The sequence below is a fragment of the Colwellia sp. MB02u-6 genome, from assembly GCF_014077095.1.
Taxonomy (GTDB): Bacteria; Pseudomonadota; Gammaproteobacteria; order Enterobacterales; family Alteromonadaceae; genus Cognaticolwellia.
On sequence record NZ_JACGVG010000028.1, the window covers coordinates 78,053 to 93,824 of the forward strand.

Sequence of the window (15,772 nt, forward strand, 5' to 3'; positions counted from 1 at the left end):
CTGTATTTAGCTTAATATTGGCGGACGGTATAATGATCTAGCTGGTTGGCTTAACGCCAAAGTAGAATAGGAAAGTATTTTAGCTGGTAAATCAACGATCGGCGCATTACCCGATAGGCCCTTCATGAAAGCGGCAACACTTGAGCAGCCCCCCATAAAGCATTTGCATACTTGAGTACAACAATCTTCGGTTGATTCTGTTGCATTATCACCAGCCTCACCGGACATATTATGGTTGCTGTGCGCTGTCATCGGCATAGCTTGTGACTGTGCTGCTACTTTTACTTGCCCACTCATGCCTGCCATAGCCATCATTTGATAAGGCATAATAGTAGACGCCATTGCCTGACCCACAAAGGTCAAACATACCAGCAATACCATTAATGTTTTAGAGCAGTGTAAAGTCACAAGTAACCAGCCGAAGATTATACTGAAATAATGTTCGCATAACTTCTGTTTATATTCAATGCAATAAATAGTTTTCACCTAGATTAAAATCGAATATTTTCCTTATGCCCGCTATCCTTTCATCATATTTTCTATCAACAAGTTCCAGCTATCAAGTGGCCATTATTAAAGATTTATAGTAAACACGATAATAATTTAATTGAAAATCAGCCAATCTTAAGTTTTGTCTGGTATCTTTTACTGAATAATATTTCTGTATTGCGGCTTACCCTTGAAAGTTTTAATTATAGAGGATTCAACATTTCTAAGAAGAAATTTATAGCAATGAGTTCACTTTAACGACTATTATGGCCAGCCTTATTAACAATGCCTTGTATTATAGCCACGCCTCAAAATCAGTAACTGTCAGTGTTGAAACTCATTCACACAATAATAAGCTCATAATAAAAGTGTCTAATCTCAGTAAACATGATTACTCTGAAAAAGACTTAGCGTTGTTTTTTGAACCTTTATAGCAGAAGAATAACTTACCTTTACTATTATATTACCAACAACAGCCGTGGTTTAATTATTGTTTTATCCACTTTATTATAATATTTGGTGCACAAAGCACAGACATTGTAATAGGTCACACCCTTGATAATAACAAGCAGTAACCTTGCATAATTTACACTTAACTTTTTATACCATATTAAGTTTAATCCAAGCTAATGTTCAGATTAGCTTAAGGTTATCTTAAGTTTACTGCTCTAATATTGCGACACTTGTTAATAGGTGTCTCACATGAATAAAATTATCGCGTACTTTAAAAACTTAACACTAACAACCAACCAGTTGCTATTCTTCACTTGCTGTTATATTGCACTGATATTGAACTTACCTTTTTTAGTAAAAACAGCGGGCGTAATTACCGCGTTAGGCAAATATAATCTGCTGTTTTTAATGTCACTACCCATATTTTTACTCTCTTTAAGTATTATAATTCAAGGGCTTCTTTCATTTCGATGGCTAACCAAACCGGTACTTATTACGACAGTGATGATTTCATCCTTAATATTTTATGGCACCATTAGTTACGGTATCGTCTTTGATTACGGTATGGTGCAAAATACTGTTGAAACCGATTCAGCCGAAGCCTCATCTTACGTTAACCTTTACGCCATCTTATTTTTCTTGATTTTTGGTGTTATCCCCTCACTGATCATCTATACGATTAAATTAACTTATCAGCCTTGCTTTACAGAATTGTTAAGCCGAGTAAAAATGATCACGCTGAGCTTTGGTACAGCATTTTTAATTGCCAGTGTATTTTATTCAAATTATGCTTCGGTTGGCCGAAACAATAAAGAACTACTGGGTTATGTTACACCCTATAAACTGCTAGATGCGTCATATAAATTTGTTATAAATCAGTACTTTTATCCTCCTTTGCAATTTAAGGTCTTAGACACAGCGCCTGCAATCGTTCGCGATAATACTCGCCGGCATGTCACGGTAATGGTGTTAGGAGAAACAGCGCGTGCGCAAAGTTTTTCATTAAATGGTTATGTAAAACCTACCAATCAATATACAGAAAAACAAGGGGTTATATCTTTTTCACAAATGAGCTCATGTGGAACAGCTACCGCAGTTTCGGTTCCCTGTATGTTCTCAAGATTGAACAAAAATAATTATGATAAGCGTATCGCAACCGCTCAACAAAATGCCATAGACCTGATACATTTAGCCGGTGCTGACGTTTTATGGATCAGTAATAATAATGGTAGTTGTAAAGGTGTTTGTTCCCGAGTAAAAACTGAACAAATTGAAACTGATAAATCTAACCGCTTCTGTGATGGTGAGTATTGTTATGATGAGGCGCTATTAGCCCCATTAAAAAATAAACTAAAGACATTAAGCCACGACAATACCCTCATTGTACTACATATGATCGGCTCTCATGGGCCAACCTATTTCAAAAGGTATCCAAAAGAAAAAAGTGTCTTCACACCCGACTGTCAACGCAGTGACATTCAAAACTGTAGCCATGAGCAACTGATTAATACTTATGACAATACTATTGCTTATACTGATCTAATACTCTCAAAAATCATCAATGAATTAAGTGGCTTAGGTAAAAAAAATGTCATTGAAACATCTTTACTTTATATTTCAGATCATGGTGAATCACTGGGCGAAAATGGGGTGTATTTACATGGTTTACCTTATGCGTTTGCACCTGAAGAACAAACTCACGTACCCATGATCTACTGGACGAATAAAATACAAACTGACTTTAATAGCCAATGTTTAAATGCTTTGGCAAAATCGCCGATAAGTCATGATAATGTTTTCGATACCTTATTGAGTATCATGTCGGTTAAAACTTCAGCCTATCGCATTGAAAGTGATCCCTTCATTGATTGTAAATCGAAACATGCGATAGCCCGTACCACAGTATCAACCTCATTAGAAATGGAGCTAGCAGACTAGTGTTTGACAATAAAAATAAGCCTAAGGGCATTCAAAGAATAGTATTAGCCTCATTGAACTCATTTAGAGCGTTCAAATGGTTATATCAAAATGAATCAGCATTTAGGCAAGAACTGTTACTGCTATTTATTGCTATACCGGTATCTTTTATATTTGATATAAGCGCCAAAGAGCAAGTTAGCTTAATACTCGCGGTACTCTTCATACTATTTACCGAGATCATCAATACCGCCATTGAAGCGGTAGTAGACCGTGTGGGCTTAGAGATTCATCCCTTATCGGGCCTTGCAAAAGATCTAGGCTCAGCGGCGGTATTTATTAGTCTTATTGTCGCCAGCAGTATTTGGCTAGTAGTATTGCTTTAAAAGCTGAAACTTTAATACTAGGGTTCCAGTAGCAGCCTATCATTTAAATTTAATAGCACTTTAATGATATTAAAAACCCTGATTTTATTGGCTTGTGGGGAGCCAGTGATGAAGATTTATTCAATCAAGCCCATATTGAATTGACCAGGTTAAATAAGAGCGACAAGCCCTTTTTTAGTTTATTTTTTCGTCTAGTAATCATGACCCCTTTGAAATACCACCAGGTGTTATAACCCCTATTGAGTATACAGCAGAGCAACTAAGCCAATATGGTGAGAAAGAGTTATTACGGCACAAAGCTATCCAATATGCAGACTATGCCTTAGGTAAATTTGTCACTAAAGCAAAGCAACAGTCTTATTGGCAAGATACTATATTTTTAGTGGTTGCCGATCATGATGCAAGAGCATTTGGCAGTGATCTTATGCCTATCAAAAACTTCCATATCCCAGGTGTTATTCTCAATTCATCAAAGCAGCAGTTTTCTGACGAAAGAGTTGTCAGTCAAATTGATTTAGCGCCAACACTTTTGTCGTTAATGGGCGTGAAAAATCATTCACCTATGCTGGGGCACGATTTAACCAAACCACAAATTTCAGGACGGGCTATGATGCAATATGCTGAAAATTTTGCTTATATGGAAGATGATGAAGTGACGATACTGCAACCACAAAAAGATCCGATGAATTTCAGTTATGATTTTGATGAAAAAAACTAACGCCAAAAAATCTTAATCAACCATTGTCTGAAGTCGCTTTAGCACATGCTTTATGGGGTAGTTTAGCGTATAAAAAATCATGGTATGCGAGTGAGTATGATTAATAGCTTATCATATATACGGTCAGTAAAAATCAAGCCACTACTGCTTATAGAAATGGAACAGTTGAATAAAATGATAAAGCATATGTAAAAACTGTGTTCTTTTTGATTTCAGCCTGAAGAACATATAAAGGCTGCATGCGATCGTTATATGCCATAAGTGATATGCGCCCATATGTAGCCGCTTGAAAGCCACTCCTCCACATTCAATACTTTTGCTTCGCTACCTGGTTTTAATGCTCCAATGATGGATTTAAAACTGCCAGTAAACGTGGGCATACCTTCACGCACATTAAGGGCACCAGTTTCTTCTCGAACTTTAAGTACTGTACCCTCTAGAATTTCTGGTGCCACATCCAATGCAATATCAAAGTATCTGGTTTTCCATTGAGAGTTAACAAAATGGCCAACATAAGCCCAACCTTCTTTTTCTGTATTAACAACTGATGTTACTGCTTTTGGAATTTGCTGCTGCTCCAATGCAACCGCTGTGCGCATTATAGTGTCGGCTGCTGCTTCACTCCCTGGCGAGGGAGAAAGTTGCGAAAACTTTGTCGCAAATTCAGAGCTTCCCAAAGTAGTGAGTGCCAAAAGGGCAATTTCCTTCGTTTTTTCATCACCAGTTAAATGTGGAATAAACCTTTCAACAGTTTGCATTTCTAAAATTTTTGTTTGATGTATTTGGTTCTGATGCTCTTGTGTTCCTTGTTGCTTATTGTACGAATAAGTGAAATATGAGCCCAGACCAGCAATAACCACAGTTGATAAAAAGACAGAGATGGTAGAAAACCTATCCCAAAAATCTTTCTTTTGGCCTCGCTGAGATTGCAATTCTTGCAAAATTTCTACGAGAACCTTTTGATCTTTTCCGTCCATTTCAATTCCTCCAATATTGAAAAATGCTAGATTCACATAACGCCAATTATTTTAAAAAGCGACCAAAAAACCAAGTAATAATTGTTAATAAAATGACTGGCAAAATAAGCCATAAGATAATTGGGATTATGATAACTAAAACTAAAGCTAAAATACTAGAGATGACAACTCCTACTAAAGGGAGCAGTACAAACAAAACAATCGAAATACCAATAGCTACAGCAGATAATGCAAACAAAAACATAGCAACTATAGCTATTGGGTTTTCTATCCTTCGTTGATTTATTATCAGATACATAGATACTTCCTTTTCTTATAATGCCCAGTTAACAAGTGAATAAGCTTGTAAGCAAACTTTATAAATCTTTGTTGAACAGTTTATAGTTCGATCGATCAATCCATTTATCAATCTATTAATTTACTATATTTATTAAGTGGAACATGTCTCTGTTGGCTACAAATAATGAATAGTAAACATCCAATATTTCTAACAAAGCGTTCGAACCAACAGAGCAACTCGTTTCAAAACGCATAGTCAATATTCACCTACCACAACATCTCCAAGACCTGAGATAAACGAGATTTAAGCACATTTCATCAATAACTTTAGTCGCCGGAGCTTAAAAATGAAAGCATATAACGTGGATGATTTTGCCGCCCTTATAGGTATCGATTAGGCGGATAAAAAACATGATATTTGTGCACACTCAATAAACACTAAACAATATCACTACACTATTATAAAGCATAAATCTGAAGCCTTTCATAATGAAGAGCAGCAAGCAATCCTTTGTTTACATCGCATTCGCCAAGGCGCTATCAAAGATAGAACCGCACGTATCAATCGATTATGAGGCTGACTTGCTGAGTTCGGCATCATCATGCCTAAAGGCTGTTACCCAGCACAGAAAACTATTGGTGGGATAGTGGAAGATGTAGACAATAGTTTACCTTACAAGAGAACTGCTTAATTATTTATATATAATTATCAATATCTTAAACAATTAAACACTCAGATATGATAGAAAACCATACACAATAATTAATCAAATAAAAGACGCTAAACGTTTAATAAGTATTCCAAGTATTAGTGAAATCACAGTAACTGCTGTCGTTACTAGGGTTAATGATGCTAAGGATTTTGACACCAGTAGATCATTTTCTGTATGGATTGGTTTAGTACCAAGACAATACAATTTATTATGTTTGCCTCTCTGTTGTTAGAAAGTATTAGCCCTATTATTCGTACTATGCATTACAGCATTCAAACTGTAAAAGCCTATTTGCATTGGCTAAAAATTTCGTTTTTTTTAATGACAAACGCCATGCTAAAAATATTGGGGAAAAAGATTTAAGGCCGCAACGAGAGTCACAATGGTATGCTCTAATGATGAGGCAATGGCAATTATTTATGAATAACAATAGAACAAATATTCAAGACAGTTTTTGGTTAAAGCGTCTAACTCATGATACTAACATAATGAATGTATTAATAAAAAACCATAATACATAGCCCAAGTATTAAGGATATTACCGTCATAGTTAACCACGTTAGAGCATAATTCGCGCTTGATTGGATAAATCTAAAAAGGCTGTTTATCGAATGTTTTAGCTCCTCTGGGGATCTGGCACCAACTGAGCTTTTCACTTACCCAAACATGAGCCGATGGTTTAAATATAGTGGCGTCTGCTAAACTGACTGGTTTTAATTTTAATTTGATAGTGCTTAAGTCATCTGGGTTGTAATGATAAACTCGATTGCCGCAAGTTGAGCAGAACTTTGCGTTATTTCTGTTACCACTATCTGCAATTCTACTCCATTCATTTAAATCACCTTCGAACTCAATAGCATTTGACGCAATAATGGCAGTGACACTAAATGGGCCAGTGGAGAGCTTTTGGCATTCTGTGCAATAACAAGCCCAAACCCTACTGGGTTTTTCATACAGTTTGTATGTTACCTGCCCACATTGGCAGGAGCCTTTAATAGGATATTCCATACGCTAATTATTCCTCATTCATAGCAATGCCGCGAAAGGTTTTATGCTTGTTCGACACATTTTTCGACACTTTCTCAACAGTAAGTGCACTCATAATAATACTGACCTGCATTCGTAGGCATAAATCTTTGTATTAAAAGCGCATGGGGGATAAGTAATAACTGCTCTAGCATTCTATTACTCATTAAACGCTCAAGCTTATGGCGTTACCTTCTACATATCATAGTGGTACTGCATGCTAATCTAGGTATAGCACTGCAGCGCACGCCAATAAAGTCATTATTAATATAAATATTTTCAATAACTTAGGTTCTATGTTTATTGATATCTTAACCGCTATCCAAGCGCCAATGATATTACCCAAGGCCAATGCTAGGCCCGGTAACCAAAGAATTAAGTCTTGATAAATAAAAATGCCTAAAGCGCTTAAGGTAAATGCTAGCGTACACACTAATTTTAAAGCATTGGCTCGCACTAAATCATAATGAAGAGAGCCCGCAAGCGCAAACAGCAAGATAAAACCAACACCTGCTTGTATTAATCCGCCATAAAAGCCCGAAATAAACAGTATTAACCATGAACTGGGTGTTGAACGAACAAGTTTAGGTGCTGTTGCAACATTGGGTAATATTAAACTAGGAATCAAAATCATGACTAATGACATAGCTATCATTGAGCCAAGTAGCACATATTTAAGGGTTTGCGCTGACATCACCAATGCAGCCAACGCACCGACTATACCACCCAGTATTGTTAAACTTAAAATGGCAGGTAAATCGTGGCTTGCTAACTTGTTATATTTCTTAAAACCAGCAATCCCTGACACTGATTGTAACAGCACACCCACTCGGTTAGTCGCGTTAGCTATGTCAGCAGGCATCCCCATTATCATTAATGCAGGGAGAGTTAAGTTAGAGCCTCCCCCTGCTAATGTGTTGATAATTCCCGCAATAAATCCTGTTATTGTCAGTAATAAATAAAACCAATAGTCACTCACTCAGATAAGTCCTTTAGTTCTCTATAGTGAACTCACTAACTGTTATGTAATGATCAGGTATCCAGGTAACAATAAAACTAGCGATAAAATAACTAATTGCATTAAGATAAATGGAATCACACCTTTGTATATGGTTAGCGTTTTTATTGATTTAGGAGCTACCCCCTTTAAGTAAAACAGACTAAAGCCAAACGGGGGGGTTAAAAATGATGTTTGCAAGTTCATCGTAATAAGAATAGCAAACCAAATTAAGTCAATATCTAATGCCATGGCAATAGGTGTTAAAATTGGCACAACTAAAAAAGCAATTTCAATAAAATCAATGAAAAAACCCAGTATTAATATCGCTACCATTGCAGATAATATAAATGTCCATTGACCACCAGGAAGATCCATAAAAAAGTCTTCAACAATAAAGTCACTGCCTGAATAGGTAAAAACCATTGAAAAAGCCGTAGCGCCAAGCAGTACAGCAAAGATCATCGAACTCACTTTTACCGACTCTTTTGAAACGTCATTGATCATTTTAAAGGAAAACTTACCATAGCATGTTGCCAATATAACCGCGCCAACAGCTCCTATCGCCGATGACTCTGTTGGCGTAGCAATACCGCCAAATATTGACCCTAACACAGTGATGATTAATAGCATTGGCGGCACAATATCTTTCAGGGCTTGAATTAATAATTCACGCTTACTTTCTGTCACTATCATGGGTGGACAGAATTCTGGTTTTATTTTTCCTAGCACAAGAATATAAAGCGTATACATCAAAATCAACAAAAAGCCTGGCAATATCGCCGCTTTAAACAAATCGCCCACCGGCACACCCATCACATCGCCCAATATAATCAAAATGATTGAGGGGGGTATAATTTGTCCTAAGGTACCTGAGGCGCAAATAACACCAGTAGCCGTTGGTTGATGATAATTATTTTTTAACATTACCGGTAAAGAGATCACTCCCATGGCAACAACGCTTGCACCTACAACACCTGTTGATGCCGCTAGTAGTGCTCCAACGATAATGGTTGAAATAGCCAAACCACCTGCTACCTGACCAAATAATTTTGCCGAAGACTCTAATAATTTTTCAGCAAGGCCTGTTTTTTGTAAAACTATACCCATGAAAATAAACATAGGAATCGCCATTAGCGTGGTATTTTCCATAATGCTCATGATGCGGTATGGCATAAAGGCGAAAAGATCTGTCCCTAGGCTGATAACGCCAACAATAAGGGATATACCCGCAAACGTAAAAGCAACTGAATAGCCAAAAAACAGGAACATTAGTGCTACGGCAAATAAAACTAATCCAGTCATTTTTGCTCCTCTTTAAAATTGGGTTTAACCATTAATGCTCTCATTTGAGTTAACACGACATAAGTAATGCAAAGCACTAAAAATATTGAAGAAAGGGGAATAACGCTGCGTATTATCCAACGATGTGGCAGACCTCCAGGATCACCACTACCTTCACCAATAGCATAAGCTTCATAGCTATAATGCCAACCAAAATAGATTAATACACAAGCAAATGGCAGTGCCAATAGTAGGGATCCAACAAGATTAATGATGGCTTTTTTCTTGCTAGATAATTGATCATAGATTACGTCTACCCTTACATGTGCATCTTCTTTAAGGGTGTATCCGATACCAAACATAAACATTGCAGCAAAAAAGTGCCATTCAAGTTCTTGCATACCAATACTGACATCATTGAAAAAGTATCGTAATACTACGTCATAGAAAACATTTAAAATCATCAATATCATCAGCAGGCTACATAGGTTTCCTACCGTATCAATGACTTTTCTTAATAGATTAATTAAAGTATTCATTTTGTCTCCACACATACCTAGCAATGGCGGCTAGGTATGTGTGTGATGGTTAAAGGTTAATTATTTCGAATCAAAGTTATCGAGGTAAGCGCGGTCTGAAAAGTTAGTCCAGGCACGTACTTGTTTCTGATAAGTGGAAATTGAATCTAAAATCTCTTTTGTTTTAGGATCTTTCTCTGCTGCTTCTAGCAAAAGTTCATCATTTGCGAGCTTGATTGCTGTCATAACAGGTTTTGGAAACGATCTAATTTTTACATGAGGGTAATCTTCTTGAATAGTAGCCAAATTTTTACCACTTTCATGCATCGACTGAATGTACATATCATAAGCGGCCAGTTTCATTGCTGCTGTTAGAATTTTTTGCAAGTCTTCAGGTAATGAATTATAAGCTTCTGGATTAACCATAAACTGCAGTTCTGTCGCAGGTTCATGCCAACCAGTATAATAATACGGCGCTATTTTATGAAAACCCATTCTAAGATCAAGCGATGGGCCAACCCATTCTAATGCGTCAATAGTATTTCTTTCTAGCGCCGTATAGAGTTCGGCAGAAGGAATATTGGTCGGTTTAGCCCCTAGCTTAGCAAGTACTTCACCAGCAAATCCAGGAATGCGCATTTTTAAGCCCTTAAGATCTTCAACAGTATTGATTTCTTTACGGAACCAACCCCCCATTTGATTACCGGTATTACCGCCCGGAAATGACATGATGCCGTGTTTGTCATATACCGACTTCATTAATTCCATGCCGCCACCATGGTAAAACCAAGCATATTGCTCAGGTGCCGTCATACCAAAAGGAAGTGTAGTGAAAAACATCGTATTAAAATCTTTCCCTTTCCAGTAATAAGAAGCCGAATGTCCCATTTGATATTGACCATTTTTAACAAAATCGAAAATACCAAAGGCTGACTTGTGTCTGTTTGAAGAATCAATACGAATGGTTAATCGCCCATTTGACATTTCGTCAACTAAACGAGCCATATTTTTTGAGGCGTCACCAAATATAGGAAAATTAGGCCCCCAAGTTTCCGCTAATTTCCATCGGTATTTTTTGTTATCGTCAGCATCAGCATTTGCAAATCCAGAGAATGCAACTGATGCAATCAATATTGCTTTTAGTATTGAGGTTTTTAACATGTTCACCTTTCCACCTATTAGTTTATTTTAAACAACCCATTGTTGCGTAAGTAATCAATTTTCACATAATACCCCGTAAGTAAGTATTAGACTTCTTTACTAGGTATTAGTACCTAAATATTTATCTATGATAGAAAGTTAGTGCTAATTTTGCGATGATTAAATTTTTTATATTGATATTAAGAAAGGCTGTTGACATGAGAATTCCATTACGGATGTTTTATCTTGCCATAATTCAGGTTATTTTAACCTCTTTTATTATCTATTATTTCGTTTCTAGTCAATATCGTGAATTGTCCGATCTTAATGTTAAAACGCTGGAAACTTTCCTTATTACCCAAAAAGAACAAGAATTAAAAAACTATATTGCCATTGCACTTTCATCGGTCGATCATATGGCTGAGTTATCAGAAGATAAAAAAGACATGGCTAAAGTTGCGGTAGCCAACATCTTTAAAAATATGCTGTACAACGGAGATGATGGCTATTTTTTTATTTATGATGATAAAGCCATCGCTATTGTTCATCCTAAACAGCCAGATAGAGTTGGGGAAAGTTGGTGGGATTTAGAAGGTGAAAATGGCGATAAAATCATTCAAGTTTTATTGGCGAATGCTCATGCTGGTGGAGGATTTTATCGCTATAACTGGCTTAAACCGTCAGGAAAAGTGAAAGCGCCCAAATTGGGCTATTCTATTTACATTGATAAATGGCAATGGATGTTAGGCACTGGAGTCTATTTAGATGATGTCTACTCACAACTCAACAACTTACATAAAGAGATTGATTTACATATTAATTATACCAAAAAAATTATTTTGATTGTGGCGCTTTCGTCCATATTTTTTATATTTTTATTTGGCCTTGCTGTTAATCTAAGTCATAAAAAAAGAGCTGAAGCAAAAATTAGTGAATTAGGTCAACGGATCATTGATGTGCAAGAAGAAGAAAACCGGTATATTTCAAGAGAGTTACATGATGGTATTATTCAAACCTTAATTTCAATTAAATATTCGCTCGAAGCCACTACTTTTTTTCTTCGAAAAAACAAACAAGAAAAGCCGGTATCACTTAAACAGGCGGAAGATAACCTAGGCTTTGCTATTCACGAAGTGCGAAGAATATCTCATCATATGCATCCCCAAATATTAGACGAACTAGGTTTGTCAGCCGCCATTGAAAACCTCAGTCGTGATTTCGCTAAACAAACAAACATTGAGATAAAAGTCAGCAAACCATTATTAAAAAAACTGCTACCTGATTTTATTAATACAACGCTTTATCGCGTGGTGCAAGAGTCACTCACCAATATTAAAAAACATGCTGGCGCTAACTGCATATTAATTGACATTTCAATACAACAAACTTGGCTAACCTTGAGTATAAAAGATGATGGTGTAGGCTTTGACGTAAACGCGATAACGAAACAAAAGCACTCAGGTATTGGCTTAAGAAACTTGGCTGAACGTGTTGAATATCAGCTGGGTACATTTCATATAAGCTCATCCCAAACCGGCACTGAAATAACAGTTAAAATCCCAACTAAAAGTTTTGCAAATTATTTTAATCACTTAAATCGAGCAGTAAAAAAAAATGATACATGATAATAAACAACAAGAAAAAATATCAGTTTTATTAGTCGATGATCACCCTATGGTTCAAGGGGGATTGTCTGCTTGTCTGGCTTATTACGATGATATCGAAGTAATAGGCGTAGCTCATGATGGTAAAGATGCACTGAATAAAGCTAACGAGCTCAAACCCAATGTTATCTTGATGGATGTCAGTATGCCAATAATGAATGGTATTGATGCAACAGAGATTATTACCGAGCAACTGCCCGATACTAAAGTGTTAATTTTTACTATGCATAATAGTTCTGAGTTTGTTCACAGCGCGATTCAAGCCGGCGCTGCAGGTTACATATTAAAAGACACTTCATCAGAGGAAGTTTATTTTGCAATAAAGGCGGTCACCAAAGGTAATAGCCACTTTAGTCGTTCGATTGCAAAAATGTTACAAGAAAGTCCATTGAAAATAGAAAACGATAAATTAACCACACGTGAGCAAGTTATTCTCTCATTTGTTGCACAAGGCTTTTCCAGTAAAGATATCGCTAAAAAGCTCGACATAAGCTTTCGTACTGTTGAAGCTCATCGTCGCAATATAAAGGCTAAACTCAATATAGAATCACTAGCTGACCTTGTTCGCTTTGCTATTAACCATGGCTTAATTAATAAAGAAGGAGAATGAGAAGAGTATTCAGAAGATAGCGCATAATAGGTTGTAAAAGAGAAAATATAAGCTAAAAAACACTGTATTGTTAATTGTCATCTGTAGAATTAATGCTGATGTTCATTAGCTTGCCCCCTAAGATACCAGGCTATAATTACCTGTCACAAAAAAGTTAATACTTTACGGTAGTAACCCTATCGATATAAAAGTTAGCTTTTTAAGCTCTAAATAAAGCAGAAAAATCCATGTTAATGCCGTAAAAACGGCCGTCAAATCGCGCAACGGCCGTGATGCTGTTATTGGGTAAAGTGCTGAGCATGAAAACGTAAGTGCTCTTCAATAAATGATGAGATAAAGTAATAACTGTGATCATAACCTTCATGGATAGTTAACGCTAATGGATAACCATTAACTTTAGCTGCCGCTACTAATGTTTCAGGCTTTAACTGCTCAACCAGAAAGTTATCCGCACCGCCTTGAGTCACTTTAGCTGGAATAAACGCTGTGGCTTTGCGCATTAATTCACTGGCATCATGATTGCGCCAATCAGCTTTGTCTTTACCTAGATAAGTGGTAAAAGCTTTTTTGCCCCAAGGCGCTTGCACTGGATTACAAATGGGGCTAAATGCCGACATTGAGCTGTAGCGCTCAGGATTTAACATCGCAATAGTTAATGCACCGTGTCCGCCCATCGAATGACCACTAATAGCGCGTTGATCTGACACTTCAAATGTAGCTTCAATTATCGCTGGCAACTCATTAACCACATAATCGTACATCTGATAATGACGATTCCAAGGTGCTTGAGTGGCATTGACATAAAAGCCTGCGCCTTGACCCAAATCATAACCTTCATCATCGGCAACATCATCGCCGCGTGGACTAGTATCTGGAGCAACAATAGCTATACCTAATTCAGCAGCTATACGCTGTGCACCGGCTTTTTGCATAAAGTTTTCATCAGTGCATGTTAAGCCTGAAAGCCAATACAATACGGGTACTTTTTCGCCGTTTGATACTTGCGGCGGCAGGTAAATAGCAAAGCGCATAGTACAATTCAATATTTTGGATTGATGGCTATATTGTTTCTGCCAGCCACCAAAATTTTTGTTTACACTTACGTTTTCTATTAAATGCTCAATTGTCATGGTACACCTCACCATATTACCCCCTTTTGTGCTTACAGCTTATGCTGTAAAAAAGGGGGAAAAAATTATATTAAGTTAGCTTGCAATTTATTTTTAAGATAAGTCACAGCGATTAAAATCAAGCTTACTTATCAAAGTGAATAACACTGCGAATACTTTCGCCTTTGTGCATCAATTCAAACGCATCATTAATATCTTCAAGTGCCATAGTATGAGTAATAAAATCACTTAATTTGAATTCACCTTGTAAGTAACGTTCCACGTAATCTGGTAATTCAGTACGTCCCTTAACACCACCAAACGCTGAACCACGCCATACTCGCCCAGTCACCAGTTGGAACGGACGGGTTTTTATCTCTTGCCCTGCACCGGCAACACCAATAACGACTGACTCACCCCAACCTTTATGACAACACTCTAAAGCAGAGCGCATTAAGTCGACGTTACCCACACATTCAAACGAGTAATCAACACCACCATCAGTTAATTCAACAATCACGTCTTGAATCGGCTTATCGTAATCTTTCGGATTAATACAATCAGTAGCACCAAGTTTTCTGGCTAACTCAAACTTACTTTCGTTAATGTCAATCGCAATAATACGGCTCGCTTTCGCCATAGTTGAGCCAATAACTGCCGATAAACCAATACCACCAAGACCAAAGATAGCAACGCTTGCGCCCTCTTCAACTTTCGCCGTATTCATCACCGCGCCCATACCCGTAGTAACGCCACAACCTAATAGGCAAACTTCTTCTAACGGTGCATTTTTATTCACTTTTGCTAAAGAAATCTCAGGTAATACCGTGTATTCAGAGAACGTAGAGCAGCCCATATAATGAAAAATGGGTTGGCCGTCTTTATAAAAACGTGTAGTGCCATCAGGCATTAGCCCTTGACCTTGAGTTTCACGAATTTTTTGACAAAGGTTAGTTTTCCCCGATAAACAAAATTTACATTCGCCACATTCTGGTGTGTATAAAGGAATAACATGATCACCCACTTCTACGCTAGTGACACCTTCACCAATTTGTTCAACAATACCACCACCTTCGTGGCCTAAAATAACGGGAAATATACCTTCTGGGTCTTCTCCTGAAAGGGTGAATGCATCGGTATGACATACGCCTGAGGCGATAACTTTTACTAGCACTTCGCCTTTACGTGGTAACATCACATCGACTTCTTCGATGGATAATGGTTGCTTAGGTCCCCAAGCAATAGCCGCTTTTGATTTAATAAACTTGTCTGACATATTTATGCTCACCTTCAATTGATAGATATTTCTACTTTTACTATTAACTGTAGTTTAATACATTCTTTTAGGCATGATAATACCACTAGATTACAATTCACTTTTACCAAGTGGTAACAATAACCACAGTAATCTGGTATTACTAAAGGCTATTATAATTATTTCCTAAAAAATGATAATATAATAATTTATAAAAGTATTTGTACATATAGGTAA

The 15,772-nt window shown here is 37.0% G+C and carries 15 protein-coding genes and 1 pseudogene; 6 read left to right on the forward strand and 10 right to left on the reverse strand.

The window, feature by feature from the left end; translation table 11 throughout:
- Window positions 1-6: 6 nt before the first annotated feature.
- The gene (locus H4J46_RS05780) at window positions 7-342 is read right to left on the reverse strand and encodes a hypothetical protein (protein ID WP_259365699.1); all 336 of its coding nucleotides are present in this window, start codon (window positions 340-342) and stop codon (window positions 7-9) included.
- A gap of 849 nt (window positions 343-1,191) precedes the next feature.
- Here H4J46_RS05780 and H4J46_RS05785 point away from each other — a divergent pair.
- The 3 genes from H4J46_RS05785 to H4J46_RS17115 all read left to right on the forward strand — a co-directional run bounded on the left by H4J46_RS05785 (window position 1,192) and on the right by H4J46_RS17115 (window position 3,963).
- Window positions 1,192-2,880, forward strand: coding sequence for a phosphoethanolamine transferase (locus H4J46_RS05785; protein WP_182232593.1), 1,689 nt, complete (start codon window positions 1,192-1,194; stop codon window positions 2,878-2,880).
- The gene (locus tag H4J46_RS05790; protein ID WP_182232594.1) at window positions 2,880-3,245 is read left to right on the forward strand and encodes a diacylglycerol kinase; all 366 of its coding nucleotides are present in this window, start codon (window positions 2,880-2,882) and stop codon (window positions 3,243-3,245) included. The genes H4J46_RS05785 and H4J46_RS05790 overlap by 1 nt, the downstream gene beginning before the upstream one ends.
- A 301-nt stretch (window positions 3,246-3,546) precedes the next feature.
- Entirely contained in the window at window positions 3,547-3,963 is a 417-nt protein-coding gene (locus tag H4J46_RS17115) for an LTA synthase family protein (protein ID WP_404851705.1), read from the forward strand.
- A gap of 248 nt (window positions 3,964-4,211) precedes the next feature.
- On the opposite strand, the gene H4J46_RS05800 is transcribed toward H4J46_RS17115, so the two are convergent.
- Both H4J46_RS05800 and H4J46_RS05805 read right to left on the reverse strand, forming a co-directional pair.
- A complete protein-coding gene (locus H4J46_RS05800) occupies window positions 4,212-4,940 on the reverse strand; it encodes a hypothetical protein (RefSeq protein ID WP_182232595.1) in 729 nt (242 codons plus the stop codon).
- A gap of 46 nt (window positions 4,941-4,986) precedes the next feature.
- Window positions 4,987-5,238: a hypothetical protein gene (locus H4J46_RS05805; protein ID WP_182232596.1), complete on the reverse strand. Its 252-nt coding sequence runs from the start codon at window positions 5,236-5,238 to the stop codon at window positions 4,987-4,989.
- 469 nt (window positions 5,239-5,707) lie between these two features.
- Between H4J46_RS05805 and H4J46_RS17120 the strand changes: the two are divergent.
- A pseudogene (locus H4J46_RS17120) lies at window positions 5,708-6,137 on the forward strand (transposase); the annotation flags it as partial.
- Window positions 6,138-6,523: 386 nt separating this feature from the next.
- Here the strand turns inward: H4J46_RS17120 and H4J46_RS05815 are convergent.
- From H4J46_RS05815 to H4J46_RS05835, 5 genes are all read right to left on the reverse strand, one after another.
- Entirely contained in the window at window positions 6,524-6,940 is a 417-nt protein-coding gene (locus tag H4J46_RS05815; RefSeq protein ID WP_182232597.1) for a GFA family protein, read from the reverse strand.
- 238 nt (window positions 6,941-7,178) lie between these two features.
- A complete protein-coding gene (locus H4J46_RS05820) occupies window positions 7,179-7,937 on the reverse strand; it encodes a sulfite exporter TauE/SafE family protein (protein WP_182232598.1) in 759 nt (252 codons plus the stop codon).
- Window positions 7,938-7,979: 42 nt separating this feature from the next.
- Window positions 7,980-9,260: a TRAP transporter large permease subunit gene (locus H4J46_RS05825; RefSeq protein WP_182232599.1), complete on the reverse strand. Its 1,281-nt coding sequence runs from the start codon at window positions 9,258-9,260 to the stop codon at window positions 7,980-7,982.
- On the reverse strand, window positions 9,257-9,778 hold the full coding sequence (locus H4J46_RS05830; RefSeq protein WP_182232600.1) for a TRAP transporter small permease subunit: 522 nt from the start codon (window positions 9,776-9,778) through the stop codon (window positions 9,257-9,259). The genes H4J46_RS05825 and H4J46_RS05830 overlap by 4 nt, the downstream gene beginning before the upstream one ends.
- A gap of 60 nt (window positions 9,779-9,838) precedes the next feature.
- Entirely contained in the window at window positions 9,839-10,918 is a 1,080-nt protein-coding gene (locus H4J46_RS05835) for a TRAP transporter substrate-binding protein (RefSeq protein WP_182232601.1), read from the reverse strand.
- A 197-nt stretch (window positions 10,919-11,115) separates the two neighbouring features.
- On the opposite strand from H4J46_RS05835, the gene H4J46_RS05840 reads away from it, so the two are divergent.
- Together H4J46_RS05840 and H4J46_RS05845 are read left to right on the forward strand one after the other, a co-directional pair.
- Window positions 11,116-12,522 (forward strand): cache domain-containing protein, encoded by a 1,407-nt coding sequence (locus H4J46_RS05840; RefSeq protein ID WP_182232602.1) that lies wholly within the window; start codon window positions 11,116-11,118, stop codon window positions 12,520-12,522.
- On the forward strand, window positions 12,512-13,171 hold the full coding sequence (locus tag H4J46_RS05845; RefSeq protein WP_182232603.1) for a response regulator transcription factor: 660 nt from the start codon (window positions 12,512-12,514) through the stop codon (window positions 13,169-13,171). The genes H4J46_RS05840 and H4J46_RS05845 overlap by 11 nt, the downstream gene beginning before the upstream one ends.
- Before the next feature lie 278 nt (window positions 13,172-13,449).
- Here H4J46_RS05845 and fghA read toward each other — a convergent pair whose 3' ends face one another.
- Window positions 13,450-14,301, reverse strand: coding sequence for an S-formylglutathione hydrolase (gene fghA / locus H4J46_RS05850; protein ID WP_220462954.1), 852 nt, complete (start codon window positions 14,299-14,301; stop codon window positions 13,450-13,452).
- A 124-nt stretch (window positions 14,302-14,425) separates the two neighbouring features.
- On the reverse strand, window positions 14,426-15,556 hold the full coding sequence (locus H4J46_RS05855; protein WP_220462955.1) for an S-(hydroxymethyl)glutathione dehydrogenase/class III alcohol dehydrogenase: 1,131 nt from the start codon (window positions 15,554-15,556) through the stop codon (window positions 14,426-14,428).
- Window positions 15,557-15,772: the final 216 nt, after the last annotated feature.